This is a genomic window from Microbacterium sp. NRRL B-14842, from assembly GCF_050470785.1.
Genome location: NZ_JBFLUM010000001.1, coordinates 808,584 through 823,035, shown reverse-complemented (window position 1 = coordinate 823,035; position 14,452 = coordinate 808,584). Strand labels below are relative to the sequence as shown.

13 protein-coding genes are annotated in these 14,452 nt (G+C 71.8%); 11 read left to right on the top strand and 2 right to left on the bottom strand.

The features are described from left to right. Positions 1 to 7: 7 nt before the first annotated feature. Complete coding sequence (locus AB1285_RS04140; protein WP_268776835.1) at positions 8 to 643, top strand: Maf family protein; 636 nt, start codon at positions 8 to 10, stop codon at positions 641 to 643. A gap of 78 nt (positions 644 to 721) precedes the next feature. Beyond that, complete coding sequence (locus AB1285_RS04135) at positions 722 to 2,488, top strand: acetyl/propionyl/methylcrotonyl-CoA carboxylase subunit alpha (RefSeq protein ID WP_259954231.1); 1,767 nt, start codon at positions 722 to 724, stop codon at positions 2,486 to 2,488. A gap of 97 nt (positions 2,489 to 2,585) precedes the next feature. Here AB1285_RS04135 and AB1285_RS04130 read toward each other — a convergent pair whose 3' ends face one another. After that, on the bottom strand, positions 2,586 to 4,034 hold the full coding sequence (locus AB1285_RS04130) for an NAD(P)H-quinone dehydrogenase (protein WP_025105680.1): 1,449 nt from the start codon (positions 4,032 to 4,034) through the stop codon (positions 2,586 to 2,588). Between the two features lie 48 nt (positions 4,035 to 4,082). Between AB1285_RS04130 and AB1285_RS04125 the strand changes: the two genes are divergently transcribed. From AB1285_RS04125 to AB1285_RS04115, 3 genes are read left to right on the top strand one after another with little or no spacing between them, the layout of a single operon-like run. Further along, entirely contained in the window at positions 4,083 to 4,916 is an 834-nt protein-coding gene (locus tag AB1285_RS04125) for a purine-nucleoside phosphorylase (RefSeq protein WP_370428471.1), read from the top strand. After that, positions 4,913 to 6,583: a phospho-sugar mutase gene (locus AB1285_RS04120; protein WP_370428470.1), complete on the top strand. Its 1,671-nt coding sequence runs from the start codon at positions 4,913 to 4,915 to the stop codon at positions 6,581 to 6,583. Before AB1285_RS04125 ends, AB1285_RS04120 begins: the two co-directional genes overlap by 4 nt. Positions 6,584 to 6,585: 2 nt before the next feature. Beyond that, positions 6,586 to 6,849: an HPr family phosphocarrier protein gene (locus AB1285_RS04115; protein WP_187661928.1), complete on the top strand. Its 264-nt coding sequence runs from the start codon at positions 6,586 to 6,588 to the stop codon at positions 6,847 to 6,849. A 3-nt stretch (positions 6,850 to 6,852) separates the two neighbouring features. Here the strand turns inward: AB1285_RS04115 and AB1285_RS04110 are convergent, their stop codons facing one another. Then, positions 6,853 to 8,775, bottom strand: a complete 1,923-nt coding sequence (locus AB1285_RS04110; protein WP_370428469.1) for a BglG family transcription antiterminator — start codon at positions 8,773 to 8,775, stop codon at positions 6,853 to 6,855. A gap of 164 nt (positions 8,776 to 8,939) precedes the next feature. Between AB1285_RS04110 and AB1285_RS04105 the strand changes: the two genes are divergently transcribed. From AB1285_RS04105 to AB1285_RS04080, 6 genes are read left to right on the top strand one after another with little or no spacing between them, the layout of a single operon-like run. Further along, positions 8,940 to 9,257 carry a PTS sugar transporter subunit IIB gene (locus AB1285_RS04105; RefSeq protein WP_370428468.1) on the top strand — a complete coding sequence of 106 codons (318 nt, stop codon included), beginning with the start codon at positions 8,940 to 8,942 and terminating at the stop codon, positions 9,255 to 9,257. After that, a complete protein-coding gene (locus AB1285_RS04100; RefSeq protein WP_187661931.1) occupies positions 9,254 to 9,535 on the top strand; it encodes an HPr family phosphocarrier protein in 282 nt (93 codons plus the stop codon). The genes AB1285_RS04105 and AB1285_RS04100 overlap by 4 nt, the downstream gene beginning before the upstream one ends. Further along, a complete protein-coding gene (gene ptsP / locus AB1285_RS04095) occupies positions 9,532 to 11,217 on the top strand; it encodes a phosphoenolpyruvate--protein phosphotransferase (RefSeq protein WP_370428467.1) in 1,686 nt (561 codons plus the stop codon). The genes AB1285_RS04100 and ptsP overlap by 4 nt, the downstream gene beginning before the upstream one ends. Next, complete coding sequence (locus AB1285_RS04090; protein WP_370428466.1) at positions 11,214 to 12,848, top strand: PTS mannitol transporter subunit IICB; 1,635 nt, start codon at positions 11,214 to 11,216, stop codon at positions 12,846 to 12,848. Before ptsP ends, AB1285_RS04090 begins: the two co-directional genes overlap by 4 nt. After that, positions 12,845 to 13,279 (top strand): PTS sugar transporter subunit IIA, encoded by a 435-nt coding sequence (locus AB1285_RS04085; protein ID WP_187661934.1) that lies wholly within the window; start codon positions 12,845 to 12,847, stop codon positions 13,277 to 13,279. The genes AB1285_RS04090 and AB1285_RS04085 overlap by 4 nt, the downstream gene beginning before the upstream one ends. Beyond that, positions 13,276 to 14,430, top strand: a complete 1,155-nt coding sequence (locus AB1285_RS04080; protein ID WP_259954620.1) for a mannitol-1-phosphate 5-dehydrogenase — start codon at positions 13,276 to 13,278, stop codon at positions 14,428 to 14,430. Before AB1285_RS04085 ends, AB1285_RS04080 begins: the two co-directional genes overlap by 4 nt. Positions 14,431 to 14,452 lie beyond the last annotated feature (22 nt).

Genomic DNA, 14,452 nt, shown 5'->3' with positions numbered 1-14,452 from the left:
GGTCTCCATGCGCGTCTGCCTCGCCTCGACATCCCCCGCCCGGCTCATGCTGCTGCGTCAGGCCGGCATCGAACCCCTCACGCTGTCGCCGGAGGTGGACGAGGACGCCCTGGCCGCCGCCGCGGAGGAGCGCATGGGCCCCGTCGCACCCGCCGACCTCGTGCTGCTGCTCGCTCGCGCCAAGGCCGCCGCCGTCGCCGAGCGGCTGGCCGCCGAGGGCGTGTTCGACGGCATCGTGATCGGCGGGGACTCCATGTTCGCGCTCGGGGACCGGGTCTACGGCAAGCCCTACACGCCGGAGGAGGCCACGCGCCGGTGGCAGGAGATGCGCGGCGCCACCGGCGTGCTGCACTCCGGGCACTCCGTGTTCCGCGTCTCGCCCGGCGCCGAGCCCGTCGAGGCGACCGCTGTCGCGGAGGCCGCCGTGACGTTCGCCGAGGACATCAGCGATGAGGAGATCGCCGCGTACGTGGCATCGGGGGAACCGCTGCACGTCGCCGGAGCCTTCACCGTGGACAGCCTCGGCGGCGCCTTCATCACCCGGGTCGAGGGCGATCCCTCCACCGTCGTGGGGATGTCACTCTCCACCGTGCGCCGTCTCGCTGCCGATCTCGGAGTGCGGTGGACGGATCTGTGGTCGTAGACTCCCCTCCACGTTTTTCCCTCTTTCTTGTCGAGAGTCGTCAAAAGTATCGGGATGCTACTCGCTAGGCTGGCAACCATGCCTGAAATCGCGAAGGTGCTCGTCGCCAACCGCGGCGAGATCGCCGTCCGCATCGTCCGTGCCGCTCGTGACTCCGGGATCGCCTCGGTCGCCGTCTACGCCGACCAGGATCGGGACGCGCTGCACGTGCGCCTCGCTGACGAAGCGTATGCGCTCGGTGGCGCGACCAGCGCCGAGACCTACCTCCAGATCGAGAAGATCCTCTCCGTCGCCCGCCGCGCCGGCGCCGACGCCGTGCACCCGGGCTACGGGTTCCTCGCGGAGAACGCCGAGTTCGCGCGCGCCGTGATCGACGCCGGGATGATCTGGATCGGCCCCTCCCCGGAGGCCATCGAGGCGCTCGGCGACAAGGTCACCGCCCGCCACGTGGCCGAGAAGGTCGGCGCGCCCCTCGCGCCCGGCACCCCCGGCCCGGTCTCCGGTGCCGACGAGGTCGTCGCCTTCGCGCAGGAGTACGGTCTGCCGATCGCGATCAAGGCGGCCTACGGCGGCGGCGGTCGCGGCCTCAAAGTCGCCCGTGAGCTCGACGAGGTCGAGGAGCTGTTCGAGTCCGCCACGCGCGAGGCGGTCGCCGCGTTCGGCCGCGGCGAGTGCTTCGTGGAGAAGTACCTCGACAAGCCCCGGCACGTCGAGACCCAGTGCCTCGCCGATGCCGAGGGCAACGTCGTCATCATCTCGACCCGCGACTGCTCGCTGCAGCGTCGACACCAGAAGCTCGTCGAAGAGGCACCCGCCCCGTTCCTCACGCCCGAGCAGAACGAGAAGCTCTACTCGGCGTCCAAGGCCATCCTCAAGGAGGTCGGCTACGTCGGTGCGGGCACGTGCGAGTTCCTCATCGGCGCCGACGGCACGGTCTCCTTCCTCGAGGTGAACACCCGCCTCCAGGTCGAGCACCCCGTGTCCGAGGAGGTCACCGGCATCGACCTCGTCCGCGAGCAGTTCCGCATCGCCGCCGGCGGCACGATCGACTACGACGACCCCCAGCCGCAGGGCCACTCCATCGAGTTCCGCATCAACGGCGAGGACCCGGGTCGTGGATTCCTCCCCCAGCCCGGCCCCATCCACGTCTTCAAGACCTTCGGCGGCCCCGGCATCCGCCTCGACTCCGGTGTCACCGCCGGGGACGCCGTCTCCGGCGCGTTCGACTCGCTGCTCGCCAAGATCATCGTCACCGGCAAGGACCGCGCCGAGGCCCTGGAGCGCGCGCGTCGGGCCCTGGACGAGTTCGAGGTCGCAGGCCTTCCCACCGTCATCCCCTTCCACCGCAAGGTCGTCCGCGACCCTGCCTTCACGGCCGAGGACGGGACGTTCGGCGTCTATACGCGGTGGATCGAGACCGAGTTCGACAACGACATCCCCGCGTGGGACGGCGAGCTCGAGGCTCCGGCCCCCGCGAACGCCCGGCACACGGTGGTCGTCGAGGTCGGCGGCAAGCGGCTCGAGGTCAGCCTGCCCGATCGCGTCGCCGTCGCCCCCGGCACCACGGGACGCCCTGCGGCGGTGCCGCCGTCGCGTCGCAGCCACGCCACGGTCGCCAACGCCGGGGCCTCCGGCGACGCGGTGAAGTCGCCGATGCAGGCCACGGTCGTCAAGGTCGCCGTCGAGGAAGGGCAGCAGGTCGTCAAGGGCGACCTCGTCGTCGTCCTCGAGGCGATGAAGATGGAGCAGCCGCTGCAGGCGCACAAGGACGGCGTCGTCGGCAGCATCGACGCCGCCGCTGGCACCACGGTGTCCGCCGGCCACCAGCTCCTCACGATCTCCTGACCCGATCTCCTGACACGCGAGACCCCGCTTTCACGCCGAGACCCCGGGCTGCAGATGTCTGCAGCCCGGGGTCTCGGCGATTGCGCGGGGTCTCGGGTCAGGAGATGTTCACGAGGTGCATCGCGCGGCTCGCGTCGGTGATGCTGCTCGAGAGCGAGGGGTACGCGGCGAAGACCCGGGAGACCTGGTCGACGGTGAGGCGACGCTCGACCGCGATCGCGATGGGGTAGATGAGCTCGGAGGCCTTGGGGGCCACGATCACGCCGCCGATCACGGTGCCGGAGCCCTTGCGCGCGATGAGCTTGACGAAGCCGTCCTTGATGCCCATCATCTTCGCGCGCGGGTTGGCGGCGAGCGGGAGCTTGTAGACCATGCCGTCCGCGAGGCCGTCCTCCACGTCCTTGACGCCGTAGCCGACGGTCGCGATCTCCGGCGCGGTGAAGATGTTGGAGGTGATCTTGATGAGCTCGAGCGGGATGACGATGTCGCCCAGCGCGTGGAACACCGCCGTGCGACCCTGCATGGAGGCCACCGAGGCCAGGGGGAAGAAGTTCGTGCAGTCCCCGACCGCGTACACGTTCGGCACCGAGGTGCGCGCGACGCGGTTCACCCGGACGTGTCCGGAGTCGTCGAGCTCGACACCGGCCTCCTCCAGACCGATGCCGGCCGTGTTCGGGATCGAGCCGACCGCCATGAGGCAGTGGCTGCCCTCGACAGTGCGACCGTCGGACAGGGTCACCGTGACGCCGTCTCCGGTGACCTCGACCTTCTCGGCACGCGACTTGGACAGCACCTGCATGCCGCCGCGCTTGAACACCTTCTCCAGCACGCGCGCCGCATCCTGGTCCTCGCCGGGGAGGACCTGCTCGCGGCTGGAGACGAGCGTGACCTTCGCCCCGAGGTTCATGTAGGCGGAGGCGAACTCGGCACCGGTCACGCCGGAGCCGACGACGATGAGGTGCTCGGGCAGCGCCTTCATGTCGTAGAGCTGGGTCCACGTGAGGATGCGCTTGCCGTCGGGCTTGGCGGAGTCGAGTTCGCGGGGCGAGGCGCCGACCGCGACGACGATGGTGTCGGCCTCGACGCGGTCGAAGTCCGTGCCCCGCTCGCCCGTGGAGACGACGATGGCGTTCGGACCCTCCAGACGGCCGTGACCGGAGAGGATGCGCACGCCTGCGTCGAGGAGGGTGGTGCGCATGTCCTCGGACTGCTGACCGGCCAGCGCCACGAGGCGCTTGTTCACCGCCGCGAGGTTGATGGCGATCTCCGGCTTGAGGGGCTTGCCGTTCTCGCCCTTGGCGTAGAAGTTCACGCCCAGGTCGCTGGCCTCGGAGATGGCGACAGCGGCGTCCGCCGTGGCGATGAGGCTCTTCGAGGGCACCACGTCGGTGAGCACGGCGGATCCGCCGACGCCGACGCGCTCGACGAGGGTGACCTCCGCTCCGAGCTGGGCGGCCGCCAGGGCCGCCTCGTAACCGCCGGGTCCGCCGCCGAGGACGGCGACGCGCTGAGTGCGCTCGAAAGTGGTGGAAGACATGCTCTCCATTCTTCCGCAATCCTGGCACCGGAGCCTGCCACTTCCTAGAGTGGATCCATGCCTGAAACCCACAGCAACCCCCTCGACGACCCCGCTGCGAACCCGTTCGAGGTCGCAGCCGAAGCCGCCGCCGACATCGCGCGGCTGACCGGCGTCGAGAAGCACGACATCGCCCTCACGCTCGGCAGCGGCTGGGGCAAGGCCGCCGACCTCATCGGCGAGACCGTGGCGACGATCCCCGCCACCGAGGTCACCGGGTTCTCGAAGCCCGCTCTGGAGGGCCACGTCGGCACGCTGCGCAGCATCCGCACGCCCGGCGGGAAGAACGTCCTCGTCATCGGTGCCCGCACGCACTACTACGAGGACCACGGCGTCCGCCGGGTCGTGCACAGCGTCCGCACCGCCGCAGCCACCGGCGCGAAGATCATGGTGCTCACCAACGGCGCCGGCGGCATCAAGGAGACCTGGAAGCCCGGCCAGCCCGTGCTGATCAGCGACCACATCAACCTCACCGCCGACTCCCCGCTGGAGGGCGCGACGTTCATCGACCTCACCGACCTCTACGCGAAGCGCCTGCGCGACATCGCCCGTACGGTCGACCCCACCCTCGACGAGGGCGTCTACACGCAGTTCCGCGGCCCGCACTACGAGACCCCGGCCGAGGTGCAGATGGCCAAGCACATCGGCGGCCACATCGTCGGCATGTCGACCGCGCTCGAGGCGATCGCGGCGCGCGAGGCCGGCATGGAGATCCTCGGGTTCTCGCTCATCACGAACCTCGCGGCCGGGATCCAGCAGACCCCGCTCAGCCACGCCGAGGTCATCGAGGCCGGACGCGAGGCGGAGCCGGTGATCTCCGACCTGCTGGCCCGGGTGGTCGAGGCCCTGTGAGCGAGGAGCGGCTCGCCCAGGCCCGCGCCTGGCTGCGCCAGGACCCCGACCCGCAGACCCGCGACGAGCTGGCCGGCATCATCACCCGCGCCGCCTCCGGGGATGAGGCCGCCACGGCGGAGCTCGACGACCGCTTCGGCAGTCGTCTCGCGTTCGGCACGGCCGGGCTCCGCGGCGCGCTCGGGGCGGGGAGCAACCGGATGAACCGGGTGCTCGTCTCCCAGGCCGCGGCGGGCTTCGCGGCGTATCTGCGCGAGCGGGCCGCGGGCGCGACCCCGACCGTGGTGATCGGCTACGACGGCCGCCGCAACTCCCGGGTGTTCGCCCAGGACTCCGCGGAGCTGTTCGCCGGTGCCGGTCTGCGCGCGATCCTGCTCCCCCGCCTGCTCCCCACCCCCGTGCTGGCCTTCGCGGTGCGGCATCTCGGCGCCGACGCCGGCGTGATGGTGACCGCGAGCCACAACCCGCCGGACGACAACGGCTACAAGGTGTACCTCGGCGGCGCGGATCACGGCTCGCAGATCGTGGCTCCCGCCGATGCCGAGATCGCCGCCCACATCCAGCGCGTCGCGGACGGCGGAGACGTGCGGACCCTGCCGCGGTCCACCGCCTACGAGACCGCGGGCGAGGATCTCGTCCAGGCCTACGTCGCCGCCACCGCGGCCGTCGCCCCCGCACCCGCGGCAGGCCGCCGCCTGCGCTGGGTCTACACCGCGATGCACGGCGTCGGCTGGGAGACGTTCGCGCGCATCCTCGACGCTGCCGGCTACCCGCGGCCGATCGTGGTCGACGAGCAGCTCCACCCGGACGCGACGTTCCGCACGGTGTCCTTCCCCAACCCGGAGGAGCCGGGGGCCATGGACCTGGCGTTCGCCACGGCCCGGAGGGCGAAGGCGGACTTCATCCTCGCCAACGATCCGGACGCCGACCGGCTCGCCGTGGCCGTCCCCGACGACACCGCCGCGGACGGCTGGCGACGTCTGACCGGCAACGAGGTCGGACTGCTGCTCGGCGCCCGCGCCGCGCGTGCCGCGGCCGGAACTCCCGGGGCCTCGCTCGCGTGCTCGCTCGTCTCCTCCCCCGGGCTCGGCGCCATCGCCGCCCACCACGGGTTGGACTTCCACGAGACGCTCACCGGGTTCAAGTGGATCTCGCGGGCTCCCGGCATCGTCTTCGGCTTCGAGGAGGCCCTGGGCTACCTCGTCAACCCCGAGACCGTGCGCGACAAGGACGGCATCTCCGCCGCGGTCGCCGTGCTCGGGCTGGCCGCCGAGGCGCAGGAGCGCGGGCTGACCCTCGCCGACCTCGTCCGCGAGGTGGGCGACACGTACGGTCACTTCGCGAGCTCCCAGGTGTCGGTGCGGGTGGCTGACCTGTCGCTCATCGGCACGGTGATGCTGTCGCTGCGCTCGCTTCCGCCCACGCAGGTCGGCGGACGCTCGATCGCGTCGACCGAGGACCTGCTGCAGAGCGCACCGGGGCAGCCCTCCGGGGACGTGCTGCGGTACCGGCTCTCCGACGGATCCCGGGTCATCGTGCGCCCGAGCGGAACAGAGCCGAAGCTCAAGGTCTACATCGACGCCGCAGCCGACTCCGCGGAGGGTGCGGCGGCCGCCGTCGCCGAGCTGGAGGCCGGTGTCCGGGTCCTCCTGGACGAGCGCTCCTGACCATGCCCGTCCGCCACGTCGTCGTCAGCGCCCACAACGGGGTGCACGCACGACCGGTCGCGGAGCTCGTGCGCCTCGCGCAGGCGCACGAGCTCCCGGTCACGCTGCGCACCGCCGGCGGCACGGCCGTGGATCTGCGCAGCGTCCTCGCGGTGATGGACCTCGCCCTCGCCCCCGGGGACGCCGTGACCCTGGAGACGCCGCCGGGTCCGTCGTCCGAGCGCGTCCTCGCGCAGCTCGCCCTGGTGCTCGCCCCCGACGCCTGAGTCTCAGCCGTCGATCACGGCGACGAGCTCGTCGAGGAAGCCCTCGAAGGTCGCCCCGCGGCGGACGATCCGCTGCACGCTCTCCCGTTCGCTGAACACCTCGACGAGCTGCTCGAACACGGTCTGGAAGGCCGCTCTGTCGCTCTCGCTGAAGGCGGCGAGCGCGACGACCTGCACGCGTCCGTCCCCCCAGGCCGCCGACCCGTCCGCGACGCCGAGCGCGATCGCCGTCCGGGTCGCGGTCATCTGCAGCGCGTGCGGCACGGCGAGTGCGTCGGTGAAGGCTGTGGAGGACATGCGCTCGCGCACGATCGTGTTCTCCACGTAGTCGTCGCCGATCAGACCGGCCCGGATCAGCGGCGCGCCGAGCCGCCGGATGATGGCCTCCTCGCCCTCGTCAGGGAGCGGGTGGACGAAGGCATCGGGGTGGAAGTAGCGCGCGAGCTCCTCCCGGAGTCGGGCGAGCCGTCGACCGCGGCGCAGCCGCCCTGCGGCCTGCTGGATGCGGTCGACGTCGGCGTCCGTGAGGAACGGCTGGATGCGCACGAACCGGTCGCCGGAAGCCCCGGGTTCGATCGTGCTCAGCACGAGGTCGGTGTCGAACGACGCCCAGTCCGGGTCGACGTTGGTGACGACGCTGGTGACCTCGATCGCGGAACCCAGCGAGCGGTCCACGCTCGAACGCAGGAGTTCGTGGAGTTCGTAGTAGCCGGGGCAGACGATGGTCGCGGTGAGGATGGACTCCGCCTTGCGGCTCCGCTCCAGCCGTCCCCCGACGTGCATGGCGATGTAGGCGATCTCGTCGTCGTGGATGGGCGTGCCGAGCCGGTCGTGCAGACCGCTCGCGATCGACACCGCCACCTCGAAGATCATCGGATAGGTCGTCTTCAGCGAGCGGGTCAGCGGGTTCCGGGTGAGGGCGCTCTCCTCGGCGCGGCGCAGGAGGTTCTGCACGTGCAGTGCGAGGCGGAGCACGAACGTCTCGTCGACGAGGTCGACGCGGTAGTCCTCCGCCGCCCGCGCGATTTCCGCTCTGACCGCCGCATCCACGTCCGGGGCGACGCCGCTGCGGGCGAGCTCCTGCGCCGCCTCGCCACCAGGCGCGACGATCCGCGTCAGGACCAGGGAGGCGAGGTGACCGCTGTCGCCCTCGCCCAGGACCACGGCGAAGTGCTCGGCGGCGAGGCGGGCGATCACCGCTCCCACCCGCGGGATCTCCGGTCGAGCTCCCACGGGGGGTGCCTCGAGGGCACGGCCGGCGGCCACCCGCTCGGCGGCGATCGCGATGTGCAGGAGCACGTCGGCGATCGCGAGTTCGTTGACGTAGTAGCCGAGTTCGCCGAGCTCGCGCACGAGGGCCGACTTGAAGGGTCCGACCGCCTGCGCATCGACCGCGGTCCCGGAGAGGGCCCGCCGGAAGATCTCCGGGTGGAACGACGCGTCGTCCATCTCGTCGTGGGCGAGGCGGCTGAGCAGGCGGCGCTGGGCGGCCTCGTCTCCGTGGAGCCGCACCCGCTCACGGGCCCGGTCGAGCGTCAGGTCGGTCCCGTCGAGGAGACCGCGGACGCGGACCAGGTCCGCCTCCAGCGTCGCCTCGCTCACGTGCAGCGCATCCGCGGTGTCGAAGACGTCGATCCCCTCCGGCTCGTCCAGGAGCAGCCGGACGAGGGCGTGCAGCCGTTCGCGCGGGGCGGAGTCGCCGCCCTGCCGGACCCGCAGCGCGCCGCGGGCGCCGGGGCCCGCCCGATAGCCCGCGGGGCCGGACTCGACGACCGCGGCGCCCGGCGTGCGGGCGTTCAGTGCCGCGACGTAGGAGCGGATGCTCCGCGGGGTCACACCCAGGAGATCGGCCAGCGTGCCTGCGGTCGCCCAGCCCTCCTCGCGCAGCAGCGCGGCGAGGAGCTGGTCCTGACGCTGGCGCGACATGGTCCCTCCGAGTTCCCGTGCTGACGGCACTGTCCGACTGCTCTCCATGATGACAGCCTCCGGCGACACGGGCGCGGCGAGGAGCATTCCGCAGGGGCGGAAGAGAACGTGTTGGTGCCGCCGTGGTCACGTTTCCCAGACTGTTCTCAGGAAGGGTGACATCGATGAGGATTCTCGTGGTCTGCGGCGCCGGCGCGTCGAGCACGTTCGTCGCTCAGCGCCTGCGCACTGCCGCAGCGGCAGCAGGCCTGGACTGGGATGCGGATGCCGGCGTCGAGGGCACCGTCCCCCTCGGCGGACACGACCTCGTCCTCGTGGGCCCGCATCTGCGTGAGCGTCTCGACGCCATCCGCGACCTGACCCGCGCGCCCGTCGCCGTCCTGCCGGACGACGTGTTCGCGGACCGCGACGGCGTCCGCACCCTTCTTCTCGCCCAGTCGACCCTCGCCGCCGCCGGCGGGGCCCCGAAAGGAACACCATGACCGCCACCCGCACCGTCCGCATCGGCTCCTCGCACGGACTGCACGCCCGGCCCGCAAAGATCTTCGCGCAGGCCGCGAAGGACTCCGGGCTCGCGGTCACGATCGCCAAGGACTCCGGCACGCCGGTCAACGCCGCGAGCATCCTCGGGGTGATCGCGCTGGCCATCGAGCACGGCGACTACGTGACGCTCACGGCCGACGGCGACGGCGCCGAGGGCGTACTGGACACGCTCACCGAGCTGCTGACGACCGACCACGATCAGGACGCGGCCGGATGAGCGCGTTGCGAGGCGTGGGCATCGGTCTCGGCGTCGCGCAGGGGCCGGTCGTCCGCATGACCGAGGCGCTGCCCGCGCCCGAGAACGTCCCGAGCACCGCCGGGGCCGATGCCGAGCGCGCGCGGGTCCGCGAGGCCGTCGCCGTCGTCGCGCAGGAGCTGACGCAGCGTGGCGAGGCCGCCGGCGGCGCCGCGCAGGAGGTGCTGGAGGCGCAGGCGATGATCGCCAAGGACCCGACGCTGCAGGACGAGGTCGACGCGAGGATCGATGCCGGGGCCACCGCGGAATGGGCCGTTCACGACGCCTTCGCGGGCTTCCGGGCCACGCTCGAGGCCGTCGGCGGCTACCTCGGCGAGCGCGCCGCCGACCTCGACGACATCGCGCAGCGGGTGCTGGCCCGGCTGCGCGGGGTGGACGCCCCCGGCGTGCCCGATCCCGGGCACCCGTTCGTCCTCGTGGCACGCGACCTCGCGCCCGCCGACACGGCGCTGCTGAACCTTGACCAGGTGCTTGCCCTCGTCACCACCGACGGCGGCCCCACCTCCCACACGGCGATCCTCGCCAGGGAGAAGGGCATCGTGGCCGTGGTCGGCGTCGGCGACGGGCACGCGCTGACGACCGGGGAGACCGTGATCGTCGATGCCGCCGCAGGCGTCATCACCCGCGAACCGACCGCCGAGGAGCGCAGCCGCGCCGCCGAGCGCGCCGCGGCCAGACTGGTCGCGGACGACGCGCCGCTCACGCCCGGTGCGCTCGCCGACGGCACACCGGTCGCCCTCCTCGCGAACCTGGGGAAGCCCGCCGACGCCGCCGACGCGGTCGCACGCGGGGCCGAGGGCGTCGGGCTGTTCCGGACCGAGTTCCTGTTCCTCTCCGCGTCGCAGGCGCCGACCGTGGCCCAGCAGCGGGAGTCCTATCGCGAGCTCCTGGAGGCCTTCCCCGGCAAGAAGGTCGTCGTGCGGATGCTCGACGCAGGGGCCGACAAGCCCCTGGCCTTCCTCAACGACGCGCACGAGGAGAATCCGGCCCTGGGGTTGCGCGGTCTGCGGGCTCTCCGCGCGAGCGAGGACATCCTCCGCGAGCAGTTGACCGCGCTGGCCGAGGCCGACGCCGCGACCGACGCCGATCTGTGGGTCATGGCGCCCATGGTGGCCACCGTCGAGGAGACCGTGTATTTCACAGGCCTCGCCCGCGAGTACGGCCTGAAGACGGCCGGCGTCATGGTCGAGGTGCCGTCCAGCGCCCTGCTCGCCGACCGCGTCCTCGCCCACGCCGACTTCGCGTCCATCGGCACCAACGACCTCACGCAGTACACGATGGCCGCGGACCGGCTGCTCGGCTCGGTCGCCTCGTTCCAGGACCCCTGGCACCCCGCGGTGCTGCGGCTGGTGCGCGAGGTCGGCACGGCCGGTGCCCGCCTCGGCAAGCCGGTCGGCATCTGCGGCGAGGCCGCGGCCGACCCGCTGCTCGCGGTCGTCCTCGTGGGGCTCGGTGCGACGAGCCTCTCCATGGCGCCGTCCGCCCTCGCGGACGTCCGCCAGGCGCTCGCCGCCCGCACTCGCGACGACGCCCTCCGCCTCGCGGAAGCCGCGCTCGCCGCGGACGACGCCCCCTCCGCCCGCACCGCTGCGGCGACCCTCGCCGCGGCACTCCCCCCTCATCAGAAAGAGACCACATCATGACGACGACGTCACCCGCCGCCACCGCCCCCGGTGGCCTCCGCGTGGGCGTGCAGCGTTTCGGCACGTTCCTCTCCGGCATGATCATGCCGAACATCGCGGCCTTCATCGCCTGGGGCTTCATCACGATGCTCTTCATCCCGAAGGGCTTCTTCGGCGCCGAGAGCCCGTTCGGCTGGCACTGGGCCGGCATCGCCGAGATCATCGGCGGCGGCGGCGACTCCGCCGTCCTCGGCTGGCAAGGCGCGATGACCGCGGTCGCCGAAGGCGCAGACGGCAACATCCTGGCCTACGTGGGCCTGGTCGGCCCGATGGTCACCTACCTGCTGCCCCTCCTGATCGCGAACACGGCCGGCCGCATGGTCTACGGCGAGCGCGGCGGCGTGGTCGCCACGATCGCGACCGTCGGTGTGATCGTCGGCACGAACATCCCGATGTTCCTGGGCGCGATGATCATGGGCCCGATCGCCGCTTGGATCATGAAGCAGGTCGACAGGCTGTGGGACGGCAAGATCCGCCCTGGCTTCGAGATGCTCGTCAACAACTTCTCCGCCGGCATCCTGGGCATGCTCCTCGCCATCGTCGGGTTCTTCGCCTTCGGTCCGGTCATGCTGGGCATCAGCGCCGCGCTGGGCGCCGCCGTCGACTGGCTCGTGTCGCTCAACCTGCTGCCGCTCGTGTCGATCATCGTCGAGCCGGCCAAGGTGCTGTTCCTCAACAACGCCATCAACCACGGCGTGTTCACCCCGCTGGGGATCGAGCAGGCTGCGGAGACGGGCAAGTCGATCCTCTTCCTCATCGAGGCGAACCCCGGCCCCGGCCTCGGCCTGCTGCTCGCCTTCACCTTCTTCGGGGTCGGCGCCGCGAAGGCCTCGGCTCCCGGTGCCGCCATCATCCAGTTCTTCGGCGGCATCCACGAGATCTACTTCCCGTACGCTCTCAGCAAGCCGACCACGATCCTCGCGCTCATCGCGGGTGGAGCGGCCGGCGTCACCACGAACATGGTCCTCGGCGGCGGACTGGCCTTCCCGGCCGCCCCGGGCAGCATCATCGCCGTGACCGCCGCGGCCATCGGCCCCGGCGTCGCCAACCTCCTCGTGGTGTACCTGTCGGTCATCATCGCCGCGACGGTGACCTTCCTCATCACCGGCGTCATCCTGCGGGCCTCGCGCAAGCGCGACCTCGCCGCCGAGGGCGACACGTTCGGTGCGGCCATCGCGCAGACCGAGGCGAACAAGGGCAAGTCGTCCGCGGCGATGGACGCCCTGCGCACCTCGACCGCGACGGCGGCACCGGAGTCCACGCCCGCTCCCGCCACCACTGCGGTCGCGGCGGCCCCGATCGAGACCATCGTGTTCGCGTGCGACGCCGGTATGGGCTCGTCCGCCATGGGCGCCAGCGTGCTGCGGAACAAGCTGAAGAAGGCCGGCATCGAGGGCATCACCGTCACGAACGCCGCCATCGCCAACCTCGACGGCGCCGCCGACGTGGTCATCACGCAGCAGCAGCTCACCGACCGGGCCACGGCGAAGTCGCCGGACTCCCTGCACGTCTCGGTGGACAACTTCATGAACTCGCCGAAGTACGACGAGGTCGTCGAGATGGTCAAGGAACAGCGAAAGGACGAAGAATGAGCGTTCTCACAGCCGAGCAGGTCCGCATCCACCCGGGAGGCGCGTCGCGGGACGACGCGCTCCAGGAGGCGACGGACATCCTCGTCGCCGCCGGTGCGGTGACCCCGGCGTACGTCGATGCGATGCGTCAGCGCGAGGAGACCGTGTCGACGTACATGGGCAACGGCCTGGCCATCCCGCACGGCACGAACGAGGCGAAGGACACGATCCTGGCGTCCGCGCTCTCCGTCGTCCGCTACGACGGCGGCGTCGACTGGGACGGCGAGCAGGCGAGGTTCGTGATCGGCATCGCCGGCGTCGGCGATGAGCACCTGGACATCCTGTCCCGCATCGCGATCCTCTTCTCGGAGGAGGACGACGTCGCCCGGCTGGAAGCGGCGGCGACGCCGGACGAGCTGTTCGCTCTCCTCTCGGAGGTGAACGAGGGATGAAGGCGGTCCACTTCGGGGCGGGCAACATCGGGCGCGGTTTCGTCGGCCTGCTCCTGCACGAGGGCGGGTACGAGGTCGTGTTCAGCGACGTCGCCGACGCACTCGTGGAGGCGATCGACCGGGCGGACTCGTACACCGTGCACGAAGCCGGCCCCGGAGGGACCGACCACGTCGTCTCCGGGTTCCGTGCGGTGAACAGCCGCACGGACCCCGCCGTGGTCGCGGAGGAGGTGGCGACGGCCGACGTCGTCACGACCGCCGTCGGCCCCACCGTGCTGCGGTTCGTCGCCCCGTCGATCGTCGCCGGGCTCGCGCTGCGCTCCCCCGAGGCCGCGCCTCTGCAGGTGATGGCCTGCGAGAACGCCATCGGCGCCACCGATCAGCTGCGGCAGGAGATCGTCGCGGCGGCGGGGCCGGATGCCGACGTCCTCCTCGCGCGTGCGGTGTTCGCGAACACCGCCGTCGACCGCATCGTGCCGGCGCAGCCGGACGGTGGGGGCATCGACGTCACCGTCGAGCCGTACTTCGAGTGGGCGATCGAGGCCCGGCCGTTCGGCGACACCCCGCCGCGCATCCCCGGCGCCCATTTCGTCGACGACCTCGCGCCGTACATCGAGCGCAAGCTCTTCACGGTGAACACCGGTCATGCCGCCACCGCGTACTTCGGTGCACGGGCGGGCATCGAGCGGATCTCGGACGCCCTCGCGGACGACGCGATCGCCGCGCAGGTGTCGGCCGCCCTCGAGGAGACCTCGGCGGTGCTGGTCGTCGAGCACGGGCTCGACCCCGCAGACCTCGCGCAGTACCGTGCGACCATCCTGGAGCGGTTCCGGAACCCGGAGCTCGTGGACACCGTGCAGCGCGTCGGCCGTCAGCCCCTGCGGAAGATCTCCCGGCACGAGCGGTTCATCGGCCCCGCGGCGATGGCAGCCGAGCACGGACTGCCGACGGATGCCCTGGTGGCCGCCGTCGCCGCCGCGCTGGAGTTCGACGACGCCGCCGACGAGCAGTCGGTCGAACTGCAGACCCTTCTGCGCACGGAGAACGCGGCGGGCTTCACCGTCCGCACCACCGGCCTCGATCCGGAGCACCCGCTCTTCCCCGCCGTCCGCGACGCCGTGGCCCTCCGTCAAGCGGCGCTCGCCGGTTGAGGGACGCGGCGTCGGGGCCGGG